The organism is Micromonospora sp. NPDC047762 (assembly GCF_043204655.1).
GTDB lineage: Bacteria > Actinomycetota > Actinomycetes > Mycobacteriales > Micromonosporaceae > Micromonospora.
On the sequence record NZ_JBIDCQ010000013.1, the window covers coordinates 41,910 to 63,558 of the forward strand.

The 21,649-nt window shown below is 71.5% G+C and carries 17 protein-coding genes and 2 pseudogenes; 12 read left to right on the forward strand and 7 right to left on the reverse strand.

The genetic code is table 11. From position 1 onward, the window contains the following. Positions 1 to 13: 13 nt before the first annotated feature. Positions 14 to 1,315: a serine hydrolase domain-containing protein gene (locus ACGF3C_RS30660; RefSeq protein WP_393227315.1), complete on the reverse strand. Its 1,302-nt coding sequence runs from the start codon at positions 1,313 to 1,315 to the stop codon at positions 14 to 16. A 108-nt stretch (positions 1,316 to 1,423) separates the two neighbouring features. Between ACGF3C_RS30660 and ACGF3C_RS30665 the strand changes: the two genes are divergently transcribed. From ACGF3C_RS30665 to ACGF3C_RS30680, 4 genes are all read left to right on the forward strand, one after another. Further along, a complete protein-coding gene (locus ACGF3C_RS30665; RefSeq protein ID WP_355009697.1) occupies positions 1,424 to 1,897 on the forward strand; it encodes an NfeD family protein in 474 nt (157 codons plus the stop codon). A 4-nt stretch (positions 1,898 to 1,901) separates the two neighbouring features. Further along, a complete protein-coding gene (locus tag ACGF3C_RS30670) occupies positions 1,902 to 3,008 on the forward strand; it encodes an SPFH domain-containing protein (protein WP_393227211.1) in 1,107 nt (368 codons plus the stop codon). 152 nt (positions 3,009 to 3,160) lie between these two features. After that, positions 3,161 to 3,928, forward strand: coding sequence for a hypothetical protein (locus tag ACGF3C_RS30675; protein WP_357234705.1), 768 nt, complete (start codon positions 3,161 to 3,163; stop codon positions 3,926 to 3,928). A gap of 264 nt (positions 3,929 to 4,192) precedes the next feature. Then, on the forward strand, positions 4,193 to 6,391 hold the full coding sequence (locus ACGF3C_RS30680; RefSeq protein WP_393227213.1) for a transglycosylase domain-containing protein: 2,199 nt from the start codon (positions 4,193 to 4,195) through the stop codon (positions 6,389 to 6,391). A 135-nt stretch (positions 6,392 to 6,526) separates the two neighbouring features. On the opposite strand, the gene ACGF3C_RS30685 is transcribed toward ACGF3C_RS30680, so the two are convergent. After that, positions 6,527 to 8,374 (reverse strand): thiamine pyrophosphate-requiring protein, encoded by a 1,848-nt coding sequence (locus ACGF3C_RS30685; RefSeq protein ID WP_393227214.1) that lies wholly within the window; start codon positions 8,372 to 8,374, stop codon positions 6,527 to 6,529. A gap of 118 nt (positions 8,375 to 8,492) precedes the next feature. On the opposite strand from ACGF3C_RS30685, the gene ACGF3C_RS30690 reads away from it, so the two are divergent. From ACGF3C_RS30690 to ACGF3C_RS30705, 4 genes and pseudogenes are all read left to right on the forward strand, one after another. Beyond that, positions 8,493 to 9,314: a TrmH family RNA methyltransferase gene (locus ACGF3C_RS30690; protein WP_393227216.1), complete on the forward strand. Its 822-nt coding sequence runs from the start codon at positions 8,493 to 8,495 to the stop codon at positions 9,312 to 9,314. Between the two features lie 47 nt (positions 9,315 to 9,361). Then, positions 9,362 to 10,813: an argininosuccinate synthase gene (gene argG, locus ACGF3C_RS30695; RefSeq protein ID WP_357194390.1), complete on the forward strand. Its 1,452-nt coding sequence runs from the start codon at positions 9,362 to 9,364 to the stop codon at positions 10,811 to 10,813. Positions 10,814 to 10,860: 47 nt separating this feature from the next. Further along, a pseudogene (locus ACGF3C_RS30700) lies at positions 10,861 to 12,085 on the forward strand (PucR family transcriptional regulator ligand-binding domain-containing protein); the annotation flags it as partial. A 140-nt stretch (positions 12,086 to 12,225) separates the two neighbouring features. Then, positions 12,226 to 12,660 (forward strand): annotated as a pseudogene (locus ACGF3C_RS30705) (PucR family transcriptional regulator); the annotation flags it as partial. Positions 12,661 to 12,852: 192 nt separating this feature from the next. Here the strand turns inward: ACGF3C_RS30705 and ACGF3C_RS30710 are convergent. Continuing rightward, complete coding sequence (locus tag ACGF3C_RS30710) at positions 12,853 to 14,205, reverse strand: hypothetical protein (RefSeq protein WP_393227218.1); 1,353 nt, start codon at positions 14,203 to 14,205, stop codon at positions 12,853 to 12,855. Between the two features lie 82 nt (positions 14,206 to 14,287). Here ACGF3C_RS30710 and murD point away from each other — a divergent pair, with 82 nt between their 5' ends. Further along, entirely contained in the window at positions 14,288 to 15,634 is a 1,347-nt protein-coding gene (gene murD / locus ACGF3C_RS30715) for a UDP-N-acetylmuramoyl-L-alanine--D-glutamate ligase (protein ID WP_357232765.1), read from the forward strand. 1 nt (position 15,635) lies between these two features. On the opposite strand, the gene ACGF3C_RS30720 is transcribed toward murD, so the two are convergent. The 3 genes from ACGF3C_RS30720 to ACGF3C_RS30730 form a co-directional block, all read right to left on the reverse strand. After that, on the reverse strand, positions 15,636 to 16,145 hold the full coding sequence (locus tag ACGF3C_RS30720) for a DUF6114 domain-containing protein (RefSeq protein WP_393227220.1): 510 nt from the start codon (positions 16,143 to 16,145) through the stop codon (positions 15,636 to 15,638). A 1-nt stretch (position 16,146) separates the two neighbouring features. Further along, on the reverse strand, positions 16,147 to 16,776 hold the full coding sequence (locus tag ACGF3C_RS30725) for a DUF6230 family protein (RefSeq protein ID WP_357232769.1): 630 nt from the start codon (positions 16,774 to 16,776) through the stop codon (positions 16,147 to 16,149). A gap of 183 nt (positions 16,777 to 16,959) precedes the next feature. Next, the gene (locus ACGF3C_RS30730) at positions 16,960 to 17,724 is read right to left on the reverse strand and encodes a TetR/AcrR family transcriptional regulator (protein ID WP_357232771.1); all 765 of its coding nucleotides are present in this window, start codon (positions 17,722 to 17,724) and stop codon (positions 16,960 to 16,962) included. A gap of 393 nt (positions 17,725 to 18,117) precedes the next feature. On the opposite strand from ACGF3C_RS30730, the gene ACGF3C_RS30735 reads away from it, so the two are divergent. After that, positions 18,118 to 18,801: a Tat pathway signal sequence domain protein gene (locus tag ACGF3C_RS30735; protein WP_393227222.1), complete on the forward strand. Its 684-nt coding sequence runs from the start codon at positions 18,118 to 18,120 to the stop codon at positions 18,799 to 18,801. A gap of 62 nt (positions 18,802 to 18,863) precedes the next feature. On the opposite strand, the gene ACGF3C_RS30740 is transcribed toward ACGF3C_RS30735, so the two are convergent. Beyond that, positions 18,864 to 19,832 carry a hypothetical protein gene (locus tag ACGF3C_RS30740; RefSeq protein ID WP_357232617.1) on the reverse strand — a complete coding sequence of 323 codons (969 nt, stop codon included), beginning with the start codon at positions 19,830 to 19,832 and terminating at the stop codon, positions 18,864 to 18,866. 87 nt (positions 19,833 to 19,919) lie between these two features. Between ACGF3C_RS30740 and ACGF3C_RS30745 the strand changes: the two genes are divergently transcribed. Both ACGF3C_RS30745 and ACGF3C_RS30750 read left to right on the forward strand, forming a co-directional pair. Beyond that, the gene (locus ACGF3C_RS30745) at positions 19,920 to 20,792 is read left to right on the forward strand and encodes a hypothetical protein (protein ID WP_357194367.1); all 873 of its coding nucleotides are present in this window, start codon (positions 19,920 to 19,922) and stop codon (positions 20,790 to 20,792) included. 31 nt (positions 20,793 to 20,823) lie between these two features. Then, complete coding sequence (locus ACGF3C_RS30750) at positions 20,824 to 21,597, forward strand: hypothetical protein (RefSeq protein WP_357232611.1); 774 nt, start codon at positions 20,824 to 20,826, stop codon at positions 21,595 to 21,597. Positions 21,598 to 21,649 lie beyond the last annotated feature (52 nt).

Sequence of the window (21,649 nt, forward strand, 5' to 3'; positions counted from 1 at the left end):
CCCCGGCGGCCGGTCAGGGAACCTCGTCCGGGCTGCGCGTGAAGACGAACGTGGCGATGTCGACCGCCAGCGCCCGTCCGCTGTCGTCGCGCAGCACCGACAGGATCTCGCCGTTCTCCGGGCCGGAACGTCCCCGCCAGCGGTCCGTCCCCTCGGCGGTGAACCGGCTCACCCGCTCACCGCGTACGTGGGCCACCAGGTCACCCGCTTCCCAGCTCAGGTCCAGCGAGGTGCCCATCCACCACCAGCGACCGGTCAGCTCGGCCGACCCCGCGTCGGGTGCTGCGGTGGCGGGCCGCCACGGCTGCGAGTGCGCCGGCTCGGCGTCCAGCACCATGGTCAGCAGCTGACGGCCGAGCCCGGTGATCGGGAAGCCGTACGAGTTGGCGAAGCCGACCACTGCGGTGCGGCTGGGTCGGTGCACCATGAGGGCGGCCACGTACCCGGGCATCGAGCCGCCGTGCCCGACGTACACCCGCTCGCCGGCGCGGTAGAGCTCCAACCCCAGGCCGTGCCCGCCGGTCCAGGAGTCGAGGTCGCTGATCACCACGGGGGCGCACATCTCGGTCAGCGTCTCGGCGGCCAGCACCGACGGGTCGGGGTCGGCCAGGAAAGCGGCCCAGCGGCCGAGGTCCTCGATCGTCGACCAGAGCTGCCCGGCGGGGGCCATGGCGCCGGTGTCGGTACGGGGTTCCTCGCGCAGGGTGTCGTGCCAGGGGTGGACGACGTAGCCGCGGGCGTACGGCTCGGTGGCCGCGTAGGTGGTGCGGCGCAGGCCCAGCGGGGCGAGGATCCGTTCGTCGAGCAGGTCGGCCCAGGGTTTCCCGGTGAGCCGTTCGAGCAACCCGCCGAGCAGCCCGTACGCCAGGTTGGAATAGTGGTAGGCGGTGTGCGGCGGGTAGGCGATCTTGTCGGCGTTGAGGCCGTCAAGCAGCCTGGCCAGGTCGGCGCCCGCGCTCCGCTCCCACCAGTCGCCCTCGGGTTCGCGTTGCATGCCGCTGGCGTGCCCGAGCAGCTGACGCACTGTGAGCGCGCCCGCCGCGGTGCCGGGCAGGTGCCGTTCCAGCGGGTCGTCGAGGGAGAGCTGGCCGGCGTCACGCAACTGCATGATCAAGGTGGCGGTCATCGTCTTGCTGATCGAGCCCACCCGGTACTGCAGGTCGGCGTCCGGGCGGGGGTGCTCGCCGGCGGTGGCCAGGTGGACCAGCGTGCCGTCGCGGACCACGCCCAGCACCAGTGACGGGGTGCGTCCGTCGATCTGCGCCTGGGCGACCTGGGTGTCGATCTGCCGGGCGGTCGCGGGCAGCAGGGTCACGGGGATCTCCTCGTTCGGCCGGTGAATGCGGTGGGCGGCGCTCGTGTCGCCGAGCCTACTGATGATCACGGGTGGGCTGCTCGTGCATTAACGTGTCACCCTTGCGGTGTGGACGCCGTGGTGTGGATCGTTTTGGGTGTGGTGCTGGCCGTCGCCGAGATTTTCACGACGACGCTATTTCTGATCATGTTCGGGGTCGGTGCGTTCGCCGCCGCCGGTGCGGCCGCACTGGGTGCGCCGGTCGCGGTGCAGGCACTGGTGTTCGCTGTGGTGTCGGCGTTGAGCCTGGTGGTGGTCCGACCGGTCATCCGGCGGCACAGCCGCTCCGCGCTGGAGAGCGGCGAGCAGCCGTTCGGCGTGGAGGCGATCGAGGGCTCCACGGCACTGGTGTTGGAACGGGTGGACGCCGAGCACGGCCTGGTCAAGATCGACGGTGAGTTGTGGACCGCCCGGTCGTACGACACGACGCAGACTTTCGAGCCCGGTGAACGGGTTCGGGTGATAAAGGTCCGGGGCGCGACAGCCCTGGTGTGGCAGGACGATGTTTCTTCCGCCGGCGAGTTGCCGGAAGCGAGAGGGTGAACCGATGACGGTCATAGGTGTGCTGATCATCGCGGTGGCGTTGATCGCCGTGATAACGCTGGCCAAGGCGGTGCGGATCGTGCCGCAGCAGCGCCAGGACGTGGTGGAACGGCTCGGCAAGTACAAGCGCACCCTCAACCCCGGCCTCAACCTGCTGGTGCCGTTCATCGACGCGGTCCGTACCAAGGTCGACATGCGGGAGCAGGTGGTCAGCTTCCCGCCCCAGCCGGTGATCACCTCGGACAACCTGGTGGTCTCGATCGACACGGTTCTCTACTTCAAGGTGGTCGACTCGGTCCGGGCGACCTACGAGATCTCCAGCTTCCTTCAGGCCATCGAGCAGTTGACCGTCACCACGCTGCGTAACGTGATCGGCTCGCTCGATCTGGAGCGGGCGCTCACCAGCCGGGACGAGATCAACAGGCACCTCTCGGGTGTGCTGGACGAGACCACCGGCCGCTGGGGCATCAAGGTGACCCGGGTCGAGATCAAGGCGATCGAGCCGCCGGCCAGCATCCGCGACTCCATGGAGAAGCAGATGCGCGCCGAGCGGGACCGTCGTGCGGCGATCCTCACCGCCGAGGGGCACAAGCAGTCGGTGATCCTCACCGCCGAGGGTGACAAGCAGTCCGCGGTGCTGCGGGCCGACGGTGACCGGCAGGCCCGGATCCTGCAGGCCGAGGGTCAGGCGAAGGCGATCCGGACGGTCTTCGACGCGATCCACCAGGCCAACCCGAGCCAGAAGGTGCTCGCCTACCAGTACCTGCAGGCCCTGCCGCAGATCGCCCAGGGCAGCGCCAACAAGGTCTGGATCGTCCCGGCCGAGCTGACCAAGGCCCTGGAGGGCATGGGTGGCGCGCTGGGCGGGCTGAGCCAGATGGTGGGGGACCTGCCCGCACCGGAGGCGGCCGAGCACGCGAGCCAGGTCGAGCGAGAGGCAGCGGAGGCGGCGAAGGCAGCGGCGGACGCTGCCCAGCAGATCCACGACGAGGTACGCGTCGCCGAGGCGCAGGCCACCGGCGGCAAGGGGCCGCAAGGGCTGCCCGCGCCGGAGCCGGTGTCCCCGACCAGCCTCGTCGAGGACCCGGCCGACCAGCGCGAGCGCGGCTGATCCGATACGCCGGCCGCTCGGTCGGCTAAATACGAGAAAGACTCATGGGGCGCTCCGACGCCTGCCACGATCGGTCCTAGGACGGGTGGTGACCAGGCAATCGGGGCGCCCCGGCGCGTCGGTGCACCGCTCGACGACGAGCGAGGTGACGCATGAAGGATCCGGCGAAGCGGATGTGGTCCTCGGCCCCGGTGCCCGGCGCGCACGACCCGGTCGCCCCGCTGGGCTCCCGGCGCGGCGGTGGTGGGTTCGGCGTACTGCCCTTCGTCGGCGAGCCGACCCCGGGCGCCCCCGCCACGAACGCCAGTTGGGCCTGGTCGTTGCGTCGGTTCGCACGGGCGGCGGTCTGGCTGCTGCCCGCGTACGCCATCCTCTACGGTGCGGTGGCGATGGCCAGCGACGGAGGGGTGGGCAACGACCCCTATCCGGCCGACGGCCGGGCGGTCTACCTGATCGGCTGGGTGGCCGCGGTCTGGCTCGGCCTGCTCGCGCTGCTGGCGCTCACCGGGCTGCTGGCCGCGACCCGCAGCCGCCGGGTGGCCGCCGCCGGGTTGCTGGTCAGCATCGCCGGCACCGTGCTGATGCTGCCCTTCGCCGGGTTCGAGGAGCAGACGCCGGTCTTCGGCACCACCGCGCGGTCGCTGGTCCTGCTCGGCGCGACGTTCTACAGCGCGGGCTGGTTCCTCACCGGGTGGGCGGTGGCCCGCTCGGGCACCTTCAGCCTCGGCGACGGCGTCATGCTGATCATCGCCGCGCCGCTGCTCGGCCTCGGTGGTGCCCTGATCGGCTCGTTGCAGACCTTCGGCGCGATCTTCGTGCTGATCGCCGGCATCGGCATCGGCTACCGCTCCGGCCGCCTGATGCCCCGCGAAACCGCCAGAGACGCCGCCTCCGCCAGCCTGAGCACCCCAAACCCCTAAACCCCACCCCGGGGCCCCGCCCGCGCCCGTTGCCCCGCGCCGGTCGCCCCGCGCCCGTTGATCATGAAGTTATTGCGCGCGACCTCGGCGTGTCCTGGCAATAACTTCATGATCAACGAGGGTCCGCCGCCCGGCCCGGCCCTCGGGGGCGGGGGTGCGGGCGGGGGCGCAGGCAGGGGATTGGCTGGTGGGGGGCCGTGAAGTTGCTGACAATCCGGCTGTGGGGGTGGTCGGTTGGCGGCTTTCGTGGCAATCCTGGTTAGCATGGCCGCCCCTCGCTCGCCGCTGTCGCGGCTGTTCACCGTGCTGCTCGCCGGCGTGTTGGCCGGGCTCGTCCTGGCAGTCGCCGCACTGCCCGGCAACCTGCTGCTCGGGCTCACCGCCCGCTCCGCGCTCGGGTCGTACGCCGCGTTGCCGGCCTCGCTGAAGACCCCGGCCACGCCGCAGCGTTCGTACCTCTACGCCAACGACGGCAAGACGCTGATCACCACGTTCTACGACGTGAACCGCACCGACGTACCCCTGTCGGAGATCGCTCCGGTCATGCGGCAGGCGATCGTGGCGGCCGAGGACCGGCGCTTCTACGACCATGGTGGTGCGGACCTGCGCGGCCTGGCCCGGGCGCTGGTGGCCAACGTCAAGGGTGGCGGCACCGAGCAGGGCGGCTCGACGCTGACCATGCAGTACGTCCGTAACGTGCTCAAGACCGACCCCACCCGCACCGCCGAGGAGCGCGCCGCCGCCACCGATCCCACAGTGGGCCGCAAGATCCAGGAGATCCGGTACGCGAGCGCGCTGGACAAGAACCTCGGCAAGGACGAGATCCTCGACCGGTACCTGAACATCGCCTACTTCGGCTCCGGCGCGTACGGGATCGCGGCGGCCAGCCAGCGGTACTTCGGCAAGCCTCCGGCGCAGTTGACCCTCGCCGAGTCGGCCCTGTTGGCCGGTCTGGTGCAGTCTCCGGACGCGTACAGCCCGATCAGCGGCGACAAGGACGAGGCGCTGACCCGCCGGTCGTACGTGCTGGACTCGATGGTCGCCACCAACGCGATCACCGCGGCGCAGGCCGCCCAGGCCAAGGCCGAGCCGCTGGCCCTGCACCCCACCGCCCAGCCCAACGGCTGCACCGCCGTCTCCCAGGGCCACGACGACTGGGGCTACTTCTGCGACTACCTGCGCCAGTGGTGGCTGACCCAGCCGGCCTTCGGGGCGACCGTCGCGGAGCGCGAGCAGGCACTGCGTTCGGGCGGCTACACCGTGGTCACCTCGCTGGACCCGAAGATCCAGGCCACCGCACAACAGCAGGCCACAAAGGTCTACGGGTACGACAACAAGCGCGCCCTGCCGATCGCGGCGGTCCAGCCCGGTACCGGGCGGGTGTTGGCGATGGCGGTCAACAGGCACTACAGCCTCGCCGACAACCCGGCCGGGCAGGCGAACCACCCGAACACCGTCAACCCGTTGATCTCCGGCGGAGCCAGCGTCGACGGATACCAGGCGGGTTCCACGTTCAAGATGTTCACCATGCTCGCCGCGCTGGAGTCGGGCCGTACCCTCTCCACCGGTTTCGACGCGCCCGCCAAGCTGCCCACCCGGTACCCCGCCGAGGGGCCGGGCAGCTGTGACGGTCACTGGTGCCCGGCGAACGCCAACCCGGACTGGATGGACGGGTACCGGATGATGTGGGACGGCTTCGGCCGCTCGGTGAACACCTACTTCGTCTGGCTGGCCGAGCAGGTCGGCCAGGACAAGGTGGTCCAGATGGCGCAGCGGCTCGGCATCACGTTCCGCGCCGACTCGGACGCGGCCTTCGCCAAGAACAACGCCGCGAACTGGGGCTCGTTCACTCTGGGAGTGGCGGCGACCACCCCGCTGGACCTGGCCAACGCGTACGCGACGGTGGCCGCCGAGGGCACCTACTGCACGCCGGTGCCGGTGGTCTCGGTGACCGGCGCGGACGGCACGAAGGTGCCGGTGGGGCAGCCGTCCTGCAAGCGGGTGCTCGACGCGGACGTCGCTCGTGCCGCGACCGACGCGGCGCGTTGCCCGGTGGGTCAGCAGTCGGCGTTCGGGCAGTGCAACGGCGGCACCGCCACCGGTGTGAACGACATCCTCGACGGCCGACCGGTGGCTGGTAAGACGGGTAGCTCGGAGCAGAACTCCACCGAGACGTTCGTCGGCTTCACCCCGCAGGTCGCGGTGGCCGGTATCGCCGCGAACCCGGACGACCCGGCCGACTCGGTGGGGTCGGCGGTGCAGACCAAGGTGATCGACGCGGTGGCCCGGGTCATCGCCACCGCCGTGAAGGGCCAACCGGAGAAGGCGTTCGTCGCGCCGAGCCGTGAGCTGGCCGGCGATGCGCGCCGCCCGGTCGAGCTCCCAGCGGTCCCGAACCGTCAGCAGGAGCCCACCCAGGACCCCCGCTCAGCCCTGCAACGCTGGCTCGACCGCCGAGGCTGACCCCCACCCCGCCCGCCCACCCCGCCCGCCCCGCCCCGCCCGCCCCCGCGATCTTGCACTTTCGGTGGCCGAGAAGCACCCTTTTGGCAGCTTCTGTCGGTGCAGAAAGTGCAAGATCGCGGGGCGTGAGGCGGGTTAGCGGTCTCGGCGGCGGGGGCGGTAGCTGGCCAGGGTGGCGGGGAGGCCGCGGCGGATGATTCCGGCCCAGTCGGTGTCGCCGCGTAGCACCGCCGCAGCGGTCTTGCGGGCCTGCTCGACGGTGAAGTGCGGTGGCAGCATCAGCTCCGCCGGGTCGACCAGGGCGTTGATCACCACTGGCCGGTCGGCGGTGAGCGCCCGGTCCCAGACGTCGCGCACCTGATCGGGTGAGTCGATCAACTCGCCGTGCAGCCCGAGCACCTCCGCCCACTGGTGGTAGGCGATGTCCGGCAACTGCTGGCTGTCCGGGAACATCGGCGTCCCCTCGGTGGAGCGCTGTTCCCAGCTGACAAACGCCAGATCCCGGTTGTTGAGCACCAGCACCACGAAGCGCGGGTCGGCCCAGCTGCGCCAGTACTTCGCCACGGTGATCAGCTCGTTGACGCCGTTCATCTGCATGGCACCGTCACCGATCAGCGCGACCAGCGGCCGGTCCGGGTGGGCGAACTTGGCGCTCAGCGCGTACGGCATGGCGCCGCCCATGGACAGCAGCGTGCCGGAGAGGCTGGCCAGCATGCCGGGGCGTACCTGGATGTGTCGGGCGTACCAGGCGGTGGTGGTGCCGCAGTCGACGGCGAGCAGCACGTCGTCGGGCAGCCGTTCGTTCAGGGTGTGGAAGAGCAACTGCGGGTTGACCGGGTCGGCGGCCTGTTCGGCCAGGTCGTGTTGCACCCGACGCCACGCCGAGGTGGCCTCGGTGACCTCCGTCCGCCAGGCGGTCGGCCCGGGGCCGGGGCCCAGCTCGTTCAGCAAGGCCCGCAGCGTGGGGCGGGCGTCGCCGGTCAGGTTCACCTCGGTCGGATAGCGCAGCCCGAGCTGGGTGCCGTCCAGGTCGATCTGTACCGCGCGGGCCTGCCCGGGTTGCGGGTAGAACTCCGAGTACGGCATGTTGCTGCCCACGATCAGCAGCCGGTCGCAGCCGCTCATCAGCTGCCAGCTCGGTCGGGTGCCGAGCAGCCCGATCGCGCCGGTCACCCACGGCTCGCGGTGGTCGACGGCGGTGAAGCCGAGCAGTGCGGTGGCCACGCCGGCCCCGAGCCGATCAGCGATCTCGCGGACCTCGTCGCGTGCGCCGAGGGCACCCTGGCCGACCAGCATGGCCACCCGCTGCCCGCCGCGCAGGACCTCGGCCGCCCGGCGTACGTCCGCCTCCGGTGGCACCGTCGGCGTGCTGCTCGGCGCGTTGCTGGTCTGGTAGTAGCCGTGCGCGTGGGGCGGGTTCGGGACAGCCGGCTCGTCCTGGATGTCCAGGGGCAGGATCAGTGCGGTGACGGTACGCCGGGCCAGCGCCGTGCGGCACGCCCGGTCGACGAGGTGGCGTACCTGTGCCGGGTTGTCGAGCTGGGCCAGGAACGCTGCCGCCACGTCCTTGTAGAGGGCGAGCAGGTCGACCTCCTGGTAGTAGCCGCCGCCCTCGGCTGTGGTCGCGGTGTGCCCGACCAGGGCGATCACCGGTTGGTGGTCGAGCTTCGCGTCGTACAGGCCGTTGAGCAGGTGGATGGCGCCCGGCCCGCTGGTGACCAGCGCGCAGCCCAGCGGGCCGCCGCCGTACTTGACGTGCGCGGAGGCGGCGAAGCCGGCGGTCTCTTCGTGGCGGACCTGGATGAACTGGGCTCGTCCGTTCGTGCGTTGCAGCGCGGAGGTGAGGCCGTTGATGCCGTCGCCGGGGTAGCCGAAGTAGCGGTGCACGCCCCAGCTGAACAGTCGCGACACGATGTGGTCCGCGACGGTCGGACGCCGGGGCAGGGCGCCCGCTTCGCCCGCGGTGGTGTCGTCTGCGCTCACCTGGCTGGTCCTTCCCGTCACGTCCGTTGCCTGCCGGTCATTCCCCTTCTTCTTCGGACAAAACACCTCGTCGGGCGGGCCTCGGAGCGCGCTGCTCCGCGTCCGGCAGAATCGTCGGGTGCCCGTCCACCAGATCACCGACCCCGACGACGACCGGATCGCCGACTACCGGGCGCTCACCGACGTCGAGCTGCGCACCCGTTGGGAACCACCGCACGGCCTGTTCATCGCCGAGGGGGAGCTGGTGCTACGCCGGGCGCTGCGCGCGGGCTACCCGGCCCGGTCGTACCTGGTCGACGCCAAGCGGGCCGACCAGCTCGCCGACCTGGACACCGGCGACGCCCCGGTCTACGCCGCGACCCAGGATGTGCTGCAACGGGCCACCGGTTTCCACGTACACCGTGGGGTGCTGGCGTCGTTCCACCGCCGGCCGCTGCCGACGGCGGCCGAGGTGCTCGCCACCGCGCGCCGGGTCGTCGTCCTGGAGGACGTCAACAACCACACCAACCTGGGCGCGATCTTCCGGGGCGCCGCCGCGCTCGGTGTCGACGCGGTGCTGCTGTCGCCGACCTGCGCCGACCCGCTCTACCGGCGCAGCGTCCGGGTCAGCATGGGTGAGGTCTTCGCCATGCCGTACGCGAAACTCGACCGCTGGCCCGACGGCCTGGACCAGGTGCGAGAGGCCGGCTTCACGGTGCTCGCGATGACGCCCGCGCCGGACGCCGTACCGATGCAGCGGTTGACCCCGGCGCAGCGTGAGCGGGCCGCGTTGCTGCTCGGTGCCGAGGGGCCGGGCCTCACCGATGCGGCGCAGGCCGCCAGTGACGTGCGGGTGGTCCTTCCGATGCGGCGCGGCGTGGACTCGTTGAACGTCGCCGCCGCGGCGGCGGTGGCGTTCTGGGAGCTGGGGCGCGACGACGCGCCGGTCGACGGCGGGTAGACCGCATCGGCTTGCATGGCCATGCGTTCTATTGCATAATTTTCCCCGTGTCCAAGGTTCTCACCTCCCTGCCCACCGGCGAACGTGTCGGCATCGCCTTCTCCGGCGGCCTCGACACCTCGGTCGCGGTCGCGTGGATGCGCGACAAGGGCGCCATTCCCTGCGCCTACACCGCCGACATCGGCCAGTACGACGAGCCCGACATCGCCTCGGTGCCCGGTCGTGCGCTCAGTTACGGCGCCGAGCTCGGCCGCCTGGTCGACTGCCGTGCCGCCCTGGTCGAGGAGGGCCTGGCCGCGTTGACCTGCGGCGCCTTCCACATCCGCACCGGCGGTCGGGCCTACTTCAACACCACCCCGCTGGGCCGCGCCGTGACCGGCACCCTGCTGGTGCGGGCGATGGTCGCCGACGACGTGCAGATCTGGGGCGACGGCTCGACCTTCAAGGGCAACGACATCGAGCGGTTCTACCGGTACGGCCTGCTGGCCAACCCGATGCTGCGCATCTACAAGCCGTGGCTCGACACCGCCTTCGTCACCGAGCTGGGTGGCCGTAAGGAGATGTCCGAGTGGCTGCTGGAGCGCGGCCTGCCCTACCGCGACAGCACCGAGAAGGCGTACTCGACCGACGCCAACATCTGGGGCGCCACGCACGAGGCGAAGACCCTGGAGCACCTCGACACCGGCATCGAGACGGTCAACCCGATCATGGGCGTCCGGTTCTGGGACCCGTCGGTGGAGATCCCGACCGAGGACGTCACAGTCGGTTTCGACCAGGGTCGCCCGGTCACGATCAACGGCAAGGAGTTCGGCAGCGCCGTCGACCTGGTGCTGGAGGCCAACGCCATCGGCGGCCGGCACGGCCTGGGCATGTCGGACCAGATCGAGAACCGGATCATCGAGGCCAAGAGCCGAGGCATCTACGAGGCGCCCGGGATGGCGCTGCTGCACTACGCGTACGAGCGGCTGGTGAATGCCATCCACAACGAGGACACCCTGGCGAACTACCACAACGAGGGTCGCCGCCTCGGTCGGCTGATGTACGAGGGCCGCTGGCTGGACCCGCAGGCGCTGATGCTCCGCGAGTCGTTGCAGCGGTGGGTCGGCACGGCGGTCACCGGCGAGGTGACGTTGCGGCTGCGCCGGGGCGAGGACTACTCGATCCTGGACACCACCGGCCCGTCGTTCAGCTACCACCCCGACAAGCTGTCCATGGAGCGCACCGAGGACTCGGCGTTCGGCCCGTCGGACCGGATCGGCCAGCTCACGATGCGCAACCTCGACATCGCCGACTCGCGGTCGAAGCTGGAGCAGTACGCCTCCCTCGGGCTGGTCGGCGGTGGGAACCCGCAACGGATGATCGGGGCCGCGCAGGCCGCCTCCACCGGGTTGATCGGCGCGATGCCCGAGGGCGGCGCGGAAGCCATCGCGTCCCGGGGCGTCGCCTCGCCGGAGGACGCGGCCCTCGACCGCGCCGCTATGGAGTTCGGCGTCGACTGACCCCTCGCGCCGGTGGCGAGTCGAGTTCCGGCGTCACGGACGGTAGCGTGTCGGCCGTGTTCCCTACCGTCCGTGAGGTCCTCGCCCTGGGCCCGGTCCGCCACGGCGCGCCACGCGTCGTCGCCGGCGACGAGGGGCTGGACCGACCCGTCCGCTGGGTGCACGTCGCCGAGGTGCCGGACATCGCCACCCTGCTCGGCGGTGGCGAACTGGTGCTCACCACCGGCATCGGTCTGCCCGGGGACGACGCCGGGTTGCGCGCGTTCATCGGCGATCTCGCCGACGTCGGGGTCTCCGGGCTCGTCGTCGAGCTGGGCCGCCGGTACGTCAGCGGTGTGCCCCGGGTGATGGCCGCCGCCGCCGAGCGGCGTGGGCTGCCCCTGGTGGAACTGCGCCGGGCCACCCCGTTCGTCCGGATCACCGAGGCGGTGCACGCGCTGATCGTCGACGCGCAGCTCACCGAGCTGCGCGCCACCGAGGAGATCCACCAGCGGTTCAACGACCTGTCCGTGGAGGGCGCCGACGCCGCCGAGGTGATCCGACAGGCCGCCGAGCTGTCCGGCTGCCCGGTGGTGCTGGAGAACCTGTCCCGGCAGGTGCTCGGGTACGACCCGGCGGGGGAGAGCGCCGAGTTGCTGCTGGACGGCTGGGAGCAGCACTCCCGGCGGATCCGCCCGGCCGGGCGGACCGCGTACGACCCGGACAGCGGCTGGCTGGTGACCACCGTCGGCGCCCGGGGGCAGGACTGGGGTCGGCTGCTGCTGCGCTGGCCGGCCAGCGGCGACGTGCCCAGCGCACAGGCCGTCGAACCGAGCGCGGGCTCGCCCACCCGGCTCACCATCCTGATCGAGCGGGCCGCGTCCACCCTCGCGTTGGGCCGGCTGATCCGCCGCGACGCCGAGGGCCTGGAACGGCAGATCCACCGCACCCTGCTCACCGCGCTGCTCGACCACTCCCGCCCGGTGGACGAGGTGGGACTGCGGGCCAAGGCGCTCGGCGTGGTGCTCGACCGGCGGCACCTGGTCGGCGTGATGGTCCGGCACCGCGCCGACGACCCCGCCGGGGAAGTCGGCCCCGAGGCTGGCCAGGCCCGGCTACGTGATCTCTCCGAGGCCGTCGGCCAGGCCCTGCGGGAGGCGAAGCTGACCGCGCTGACCAGCGCCGTCGACGACAACTCGGTGGGCGCGCTGCTGGCCCTGCCAGACCCGGCCGCCGAGGACCGCGCGCTGTCCGCGTTCGCCAGCGCCCTTCGTCAGGTACGCCTCGACACCGGCGCCGGCCGGCCGGGACCCGGCGTCGACGTGTCCCGCTCCTCCTCCGGCGCGGAGCCGTCCCGCGCGACTCCCGGTGTCGAGGCCGCTCGGGTGGGTGTCGAGGGGGCCCGGGGTGCTGGTCCGGGTGCCGTGATCGTGGCCGCCGGGTCCGGGGTGAGCACCCTGCGGGAGGCCCGCCGGTCGCTCGTCGAGGCACGGCAGATCGCCGAGGCGGCCCGACGGGACCGGCGTGACCTGCCGATCTTCCGGCTCCCGCACGTCGGGCTGGCCGGTCTGCTGCACCTGCTGCGCGACGAGCCCCGCCTGCAGACGTTCGTGGAACGCGAACTCGGCGCCCTGCTGGAGTACGACGCCCGGCACCCGAGGGAGCGGCTGCTGGACACCCTGCGCGCCTACCTGGAGCAGGGGCGCAACAAGTCCGCGGCCGCTGCCGCCGCCCACCTGTCCCGACCGGCCTTCTACGAACGCCTGGCCCGCATCGCCCGCATCCTCGACGTGGACCTCGACTCGGTGGAGGCCACCCTCTCCCTACACGTGGCCCTGCTGGCCCTGGACGCAGTCCGAACCCCATAACCCCCGGCCCCACCCCCACCCCCACCCCACCCCCCTCACGCCGCGATCTTGCACTTTGTGCTGGGACAAGCCTCGCAAAGACGGCATATCGACAACACAAAGTGCAAGATCGACGAGGACGGTGGGCGCGGGGTGTGGGGTGCGGGGAGGTGCGGGGAGGTGCGGGGAGGTGCGGGGTGGGTGGGGTGGGGGTTAGGTTGCTAGGGCGTTTAGGGCTTTTGCGTAGGTTGGGGGGATGTGGTTGGGGCCGCCGGGGGTGAAGACGTCCGAGTGGGCCACCGAGGACCAGGCCGTCTCCGGGACGGCGTCGACCAGGGCCTGGATCACCGGGGCGTCGCGCCACTGGTCCTGCTCGGCGAGCAGGCCGAGGGCCACCACCGACTCCTCGACCTCGCCTACGCACTCGAACGGCTTGTGCCCGTCCACGCCCAGCAACTCGCGGTAGCCGGGAATCTGCGACTCGTCGGCCAGGAGGTCGCCGCCGAAGATGTGGGTGACCCGCTCCCGCGGCATGAACGGCGCCATGGCCAGGAAGACGAAGCGACACTTCGGGCAGTCCCGGCACCAGCGCTCACTCGCGTCGCGCAGCTTGAACGCCTGGTTGCAGCTGGTCACCACGTCGTCGTACCGGGTGAACTCGGCGAACAGCCGGGCGATGTGCAGCTCGGACAGCGAACGCAGCAGGGAGAAGTACGGGTCGGTCAGGCCGGCGTGCTCGGCCAGCGACGCCCGCAGCAGCCCTTCGGCCTCGACACCCTTGGACCACTGGTGGTTGATCTCGTGGCCGTTCCAGACCAGGTTCGGGTCGGACGCCGAACGCTCGTTGGACATCACCACCGGGCCCAGCCCGTGCAGGACGGCGGTGGCCACCGCAATCAGAGAGTTGATGGCGGTGACCGGGATGTGCCCGTTCAGCGCGCCGGCGGCGTTCAGGTCGAACAGCACCGGGTCGATGCGCCGCCGGGCGGCCAGCGGAACCAGCCCGGACGCCTCGTTGACGGCGACGATCACGTGGTTCGGGTTGACCGAGAACGGCACCGGGTCCAGTTCGGCGTGGCGCAGCGCCTCCAGGCTGACGATCGAGTCCTTACCGCCGCCGACCGCCGAGAGCGGGCGACGGTCCGAGTCGTCGTACACCCGGGCCGGCGTCACCACACCGGTCGGCACCTCGGGGCGCAGTTCGAGCACGTGCGGCAGTTGGTTGCGGTACGCGTACTCCGCGAGGCCCCTGGTGTAGACGGCCGTGACGTAGTCGACGGTGGCCGCGCCCAGCGGCGTCGGCAGCACGAGCCGGGGCGGCGCGGCGGCCTTGTAGTAGCTGACCCCGGCGACGAGGTGGAGCACCTCCAGCACCCGGTTGAGGGTCGCCACCGTCTCGTCGGAGGGCGGTTCCGCCGGCAGCGGGAGCGTGATCACCTCGGTGAACCGCTGCTCGCCGGCCGGGCCGGTCAGGGCGTAGTCGAACAACACCTCGCCGGTGGCGAAGTCGATCGAGTAGGACGGGAAGGTGAAGGCGTCCATCCGCCGGAGCTGCTCGTTGGGCACACGCCATACTAGGCCCTGGTTCGTCCGGCCGTGTCCGGACCGGGCCCGCCCTGCCGCCGCCGTGACCCCCGAGGAGACACCAGTGCGCCTGTCTGACCTGCGCGGACGTACCGTCGCCGTCTGGGGCACCGGTCGGGAGGGCCGGGCCGCTGTGACAGCGATCGCCGCCCACGGCCCGGCCGAGATGGTCGCCGTGGACGACAGCGCGAACTTCCTGTCGCTGCCGTGGGACGGCCCCCTGGCCGAGGCGGCGCCGCTGGTCACCGGCGAGGCGGGCTTCGAACGGCTGGCCGCCGCGGACGTGGTGGTGCGGTCCCCGGGCGTGCCCCAGACCCACCCGTGGCTGGTCGAGCTGCGGCGCCGCGGGGTCATGGTGACCCAGGGCACCGCGTTGTGGATGGCCGACCACGCCGCGCGCACCGTCGGGGTCACCGGCAGCAAGGGCAAGAGCACCACCTCCAGCCTGATCAGTCACCTGCTCACCGCGATGGGGCGACCGAACGTCTTCGGCGGCAACATCGGGGTGCCGACCCTGGACCTGCCGGAGGCGGAGCTGTACGTGTTGGAGCTGTCCAGCTACCAGTGCAGCGACCTCACCGACTCGCCGCGGGTGGCGGTGGTCACCGCGCTCTTCCCCGAGCACCTGGACGCGCACGGCGGGGAGCGGGAGTACTACCGGGACAAGCTCAACCTGCTCGCCCACGACCCGCAGACGATCGTCGTCAACGGTGGCGACCCCAGGCTGGCCGCGGAGCTGGGTGAGCTGCCGGCGGTCCGCGCCGGAAGCCCCGACACCACCCACGTCGCCACCGGCTCCGACGGTACGCAGTGGTTCCACTTCGGTGACCAGCCGCTGTTCCCGCGCGCGGTGCTGCCGCTGGTCGGCCGGCACAACGAGGGCAACCTCTGTGTCGCGCTCGCCGTCCTCGACGCCCTCGGCGTGGACGTGGTGGCCGGTAAGGACCACCTCGCCGTCGCGGTCGCCGAGTTCCAGGGGCTGGCCCACCGGCTCACCGAGATCACCGACCCGTCCGGGCTGACGTTCGTCGACGACACCCTCGCCACCAGCCCGTACGCGGCGATGCACGCCATCGACGCGTACGACGGGCGGCCGTTGACGGTGATCGTCGGGGGCAATGACCGGGGTCTGGACTACTCGCCGTTGGCCGAGCACCTGGCCGAGCGGGAGCTGACCGTGATCGGAATTCCGGACAGCGGCACCCGGATCGTCGAGGTGCTCGCCGGCCTGCCGAAGGTGCGTACCGAACTGGTCGACGACCTGGTGGACGCGGTCCGGCTGTCCCGCGAGGTGACCCCGGCCGGCGGGGTGGTTCTGCTGTCCCCGGCCGCGCCCAGCTACGGCCAATTCCGCAACTTCGAGCACCGCTCCGAGGTGTTCGCGCAGGCGGTCGCCGACACCGCCCGCTGAATCAGCCCCGGTCGGCCGGGCTGGGGTCCGGTGACTGCATTCCGGGCAGGAGCACCGTGTCGGTGTCGTCCTCGTCCCGGGTTGGCGCGGGTGCGACGGGTTCCGTGCCGGCACCGGCGCGACGGTGGTCCTTGTCCGGGGTCCACGCGAAGGCGAGTGCCCCGCCGGTCAGGGCCAGCAGCATCCCGACCACGAAGCCGCCCAGGTTCGAGGTCAGCCAGGAGACCAGCCCGAGCACCAGCGAGACCACCGCGTAGAAGACCCGCTGTTGCGGAGTGGTGATCAGCAGCACCCCGCAGATCACCAGGATGGTGGGTACCAGGTACGCGGCGAGCCCCTGCGGCCCGATGTGCAGCAGCACCCCGAGCGGCGCGCGGAGGGTCGCCAGCATCTCCGCGCCCCCGAGGGCGATCAGCACGGCGGCGGTGAACGGGCGGGCCCGCCGCCAGCGGCGCCACCGCCCGCGGGATCCGCGGACGGCCGGCGTCGTCTGGTGTTGTTCGGCGCTCACGTCAGCACCCGTCGGAGGTGAACGCCATGCGCAGGTTGGGCAGGTTGAAAACGGCAGCGGTGGTGGCGTAGTTGTTCTGCCGCAGGTTCTCGATGACGATCGAGTCCGCCTGCTGGGAGAAGACGCCGGGGTTACCTTTCACGCCGGGCACCTTGTCGAGCGTGCTGGCGTCCTGCCCGATGTCGATGTTCTTGAAAGCGGCGTTGCCGGCGATCTCGTCGCCGTCGACCACCAGGGTCCGGGCGGTGACCGGTTTGTCGCCGCCGCCAGCGGTGATCTTCAGGAAGACGCCGCCGAGGTTGATGCTCTGGCAGAGGTTGGCCAGCTCCGCCTTGTCGATCGCCGAGACCATCACCAGGACCTGCCCGCCGGTGTCGCCCTGGTTGGGGCTGTCCGGGATCATCTGGTCGAGGGTGGCGAACTGCTCGAAACCGGTGCCGGTGAGCCTGTCGGCGGTGACGGTGAACGGCATCCCGGAGATGGCGAACTGCGCGCCCAGCACGCCCTGGGCGGTGAGCATGATCATGCCGGCGGCGCCCGCCATGACGACGCCGAACGTGGCGGCGAACCGGCGCCAGCGCACGCCGGCGCGCGGCGGGTCGGGTGCGATTGGTGCGGTCTCCTCCGACATGGCGACTCCCTCGTGATCATTCATCGGCGACAATGGGAATTGCGACTCTGGTCTGCGCCTGGTGGGCGCAGAGCCGAAGTTACCGCCGAGTAAAGGGCAGGTCAACGGAGTGTGGCAGTCATTTGGGCGGTATTTGTTAAATGCGGCCAAAGTGAAAAACCGCTGCGGTTTCCGACCGCGTGATCAGGAGTGGTGGGCCGGTGCGCACGGCGCGGTCGTGCTCGGGCCGTCGTCCGGCCTTATCGGCCGGGTCGCCTGAGCCGCGCCCTCGGTGCCCAGGAACGGCGCCACGGCCGCGTAGGTGAGCACGGGCAGCAGTTGCGGCAACTCCTCCGCCCGCCCCTGCGCCACACGTCCCCGAACGGTGGCGTAGATACCGCCGACCACAGTGGACACCAGCTCGTCGCGGTCCACCTCGGCGAGCGTCGGCCCCGGGCCGGCGTCGGCGAAGAACCGGCGGAAGCTGCTGAGCAGCGCGTCGCGCTCGCGGCGGGCGTCCGGGCCGGCCGCGTCCACCTCGACGAGCGCCATCCGGGCGAACGCCGGCACGCTCGCCAGCACCTCCAGCAGGGTGCGCAGCGCGGCGCGTGCCGCGTCCGGCCAGGTCGGGCCGGCCTCGCGGTAGGCGCTCTCCATCAGCTGGGACACCACGGCGATCCCGTGCCGGTACGCGGCGAGAAAGGCGTCCTCCTTGCCGGTGAAGAGGGCGTAGAAGGCCGGCCTGGTCACGCCGGCGGAGTGGCAGATGTCGCTGACCCGGGCGTTGTCGTAGCCCTTGGTCGCCACCTCGTGCACGAGCCCGTCGAAGAGGCGGTCGCGCTGGGTGGCGGCCACGACCTCTGCGGAGACTCGTCGCGGGCCGCGCTTGATCGCGCGATCCGGGTCGCGGCCTGGACGTGCGCCCGGCAGGGGCGCCGGCACCGGCGGTCGGTGGCTCTGCGTGGTCAATTCATTGACCTCCTTTGATGCGTTGACTTTGCGACCCTCCGGGGTTTATAACTTTCCTCACGCTCAGTTGGCTCCCCGTCACCTTTGGTGATCTCCCCGGATGGTCACCCCGACTCGTCGAAGGAGGGCTCGATGGCTGTCATTATCGCCGACGAGGAACGCTCTCCCAATGCCGGAAAGGCGCAGGTGACGCGGCTACGCCGCAGTGCACCACGCCGAGCCGCCCGCTGACCCGCGGCGCCTCCGTCACCAGCGGTCGACCCGACGGTCGCCCGGCACCTCCACCACCGCCGTCCACCGTGGATGGCCACAATCGCCGCCCGGACATACCTGCCCGGCGGTGACCGCCTGTGCGGTCCGCTCGTTCCCGTCCCACCACCGGAAGGAAGCACCATGCTCAGGTACGGAAAAATCGGCGGGGGCCTCGTCGCCCTCGCGCTGCTGACCGGTCTCGTGGCCGGCACGCCAGCCTCCGCCGACCCGTCGGCCGCGCTCGCCGGCAACGTCCTGACCTACCCCACCGCCGGCGGCACCGCCGTCGCCGTCAACGACGTCATCCAGGCCAGCCTCAAGACCAGCACCAACGCCACCTTCTACAACTCGACCTCGGGCACCACCGGCATCAAGTGCGCCGCGTCCAGCTTCAGCGCCAAGGTGCTCACCAACCCGACCGCACCGGGCACCGCCACCGAGAGCCTCACCGCCCAGAGCTTCGGCACCTGCACCACCAACGTGTTCGGCACCACCGGAGTGCAGAGCATCGCCCTCAACAACCTGCCGTACGCCACCTCCGTCACCAGCGCCGGCGTCGTCAAGATCTCCGGCACCACGGCGGCGCCGGTCCAGAGCACCGTCGTGCTGAACTCGCTGCTCGGCGCGATCACCTGCGTCTACCGGACCAGCACCAACAGCCTCACCGGTGCGGCGGCCAACGCCACCAACTCGATCACCTTCACCAACCAGCCGTTCACCAAGTTCTCCGGCCCGTCCCTCTGCTTCGGCACCGCGTACTTCTCGGCGACGTACTCGCCGGTGCGCGACAGCAGCAAGGGCAACGCCGCCGTCTACGTGAACTGACCACGTTCCACCGGGCCGGTGCGCGGCGACAGGCCGTGCGCCGGCCCTCGACCGTGCGCGGGTCAGCCGGCGGCCAGCGCCGCGTGCAGGGCGCGCATCGACCGGATGGCCGAGCGGATCTCCTGGAGGTAGCGCCCCGGTGTGAGCGTCTGCTCGGGCAGCACCGCCAGGTCGGCCAGTGCCGGATCCACCCCGACCGTGTCGATGGCGCACCCGTACGGCAGGGCCAGGGTGCGCAGCGCGTCGCAGTGCTGGAACGGCACGTAGATCGGCGCGGTGACCATCAGCACCTCGTCGCCCGGGGCGAGCTGCGCGTGCCCGGCCCAGAACCGCTGGGTGTCGGCGGTGTGCGCCCGCCGCCGGTCCGGTTCGCTGGACGGCGCGGCGAGTACCCGTACCGGCGGCAGGCCCGCCGGTCGGTAGGTCCGCGAGGACCAGGAGTGGTGCGGGTGTCCCGCGTCGACGCCGTCCTGCTCCGCCGGGGCGGCCACCTCGAACACCCGGCGGACGGCGGCGTCCAGCACGTCGACCTCGGTCTCGTCGGCCGGCAGGCCCGCGTCGGCGAGCGTGCGGCGTTCCCAGTCCGAGAGCGGTCGGAAGCTGCCCAGCACGGCGACCTCGCCGCTCACCGGTAGGCCGGCGCGCAGCAGGTGCGCGGCGTAGCCGACGCGGCGTACGCAGGCGGGCGCCAGGCCGCCCAGCACCACCAGGTGGGCGTACGCCGACCGGGCCGGTGGCACCGGGCGGATCAGCCGGAGCGCGGCAGCCGCGTCCAGCACGAGGGTCGCGGCGGCCGGGTCGAGGTCGGGCTCCCGGGCGTCGGGCCGTTCCCGGCCGCCGCGGAAGTCCCAGTGACGGGCGGAGAAGTCGTCGAGGTAGCGGAGCACGTCGGTGAGGTCACCGTCGGGCCAGGTGCCGCCGAAGTGGGCGACCAGGCCGCGGATCGGGGTGGAGCAGACCCAGGCCCGGATGTCCGCCGTGATCCGCTCGTCGTCCGTTCCGGTCGACGGTGGCCCGTCCGCTCTGTGCACCTGCCGGATGCTACCGGCCCGCCGCGTCAGGGCTGCTGGTTGTGGTTGCTGTCTACGCTGGCGGGAGCCGCTGATGGGGGGATCCCGATGTCTCGTGACGTGGCCCGTCAGCGGTTACGGGAGGGCGGCGGCTCCGGCGCGGGCTTCGTTCGTCTGGTGGCGCACACCGACCCGGTGGCGTTGGTCGGCATCACGCTGTCGATCTTCCTCAGCGTCGTGCTCGACCTCAGCAACGCCGCCTCCGGGGTGGAGTCGCTGTTGGCCGGCCTGATGGGCATCACCATCTCGCTGCTCGTCGACTCGCTGGCCCGCGCGGAGCGCCGCTTCCACCTGCGCACCCTGTTGGACGGCCCGCCCTGGCTGGTCCGCACCACAACGGAGCTGGCCGGGGCCATGCGGGAGGCGGCCGAGCAGCACGCGGGCACCCGGGTCGCGGTGGAGGCCCAGCGGCGCTACGAGCAGTTCCGGTTGGAGGCCGAGCAGCTCGCGGACGGTCGGATCATCCGGCGCGGTGACGAGGACGAGGATCTGGTCGGCGCGACCCGGGCCTGCGTACGCCGGCTGGACGGGTTGACCAACGTGATGCCCCGGGTGAGCGGGGAGTTGAGCTGGTGGCGCAGTGAGATCGGCCGGCGCTACTGGGAGGCCAACCTGGACGCCCTGCAACGGGGCGTCCAGATCACGCGGGTCTTCGTCTACGCCACGCTGACCGATGATCTGTCCGCCCTGGTGCAGATGCAGCGCGCGGCCGGGGCGCGGGTGGGTCTGCTGCCTCTCGGGGTGGTGAGTCCGCACCTGCACGTGAACTTGACACTCTGGGACGGGTCGAGCTGTTGGGAGGCCCACATGACCGCGCACGGCGAGATCGGCGAGAACCAGTTCTCGGTCAACCGGACGGACGTCGCTCGACTCACCCGCGTGTTCGACCTCTGCGCCAACGCCGCGACCTTCCAGGACTGACGGCCCTCACCGGGGCGGGAGCGGGTGAGCCATGACGTGGAGCGCGGTCCTGCTGGTGACGGCCGTGGTCTGGGCGGTCAGCGTGATCCGCTCCGTCCGGCTCCGCGCGCTGGTCTACAGCCTGCCGCTGCCGATGACGCTCGCACTGGTCAGCACCGGGTATCGGGTGGACGGCGTGCAGGTGCTCGGCGTGCTCGGGCTCAACCTCTTCTTCGTCACAGTGGCCGTCACCCACCAGCGGTGGCGGTGGCCGATCCTGCTCGCCGACGTCGCGGGGATCGCCGTCTACGTGGCGCTGAGCGCCGGCCTGTTGGCCGTCGACATCCCGTTCGAGGCGGCCCTCGCCAGCACGCTCGTGCTCTGGCTGGCGGCCATCCTGTGGTTGCGCCGCCGCGCCCGCCGACGTGGGGCTTCCGCGGAGGAGACGGTCGCCGTCGCGGAGACCCGGCCGGACGGGCTGCCGGTGCTGCTCAAGCTGGTGGTCATCTTCGTCGGGGCGGTCCTGACCGCGCTGCTCGGCGCGGTGCTGCGCGGCATGGTGGTGACGTTCCCGTACTCGGGGGTGCTGGTCGCCGTGGAGGCCCGCCGGCAGTTGGCCGAGTTCGGCCGGCACTTCGCCCGCAACAGCCTCGCTCTGGTCGGTTTCCTCACCGCGTACCACTACCTTCAGGACGTCTCGTCAGCCGCGGCGCTGGGCGCCGGCTGGGCGGCCTTCGCGGTGGTCGCCGCCGCCCTGCACCTGCCGACCGGCCAAGGTGCGGATCGAGTGGAAGTATCCCGTCAATGCTGCGCAGAACAGCAGTGAAAGCTGCCCGGGGCCGTGGAAACCGTTGACGTGCTGTCAGGTCGGGACGTCC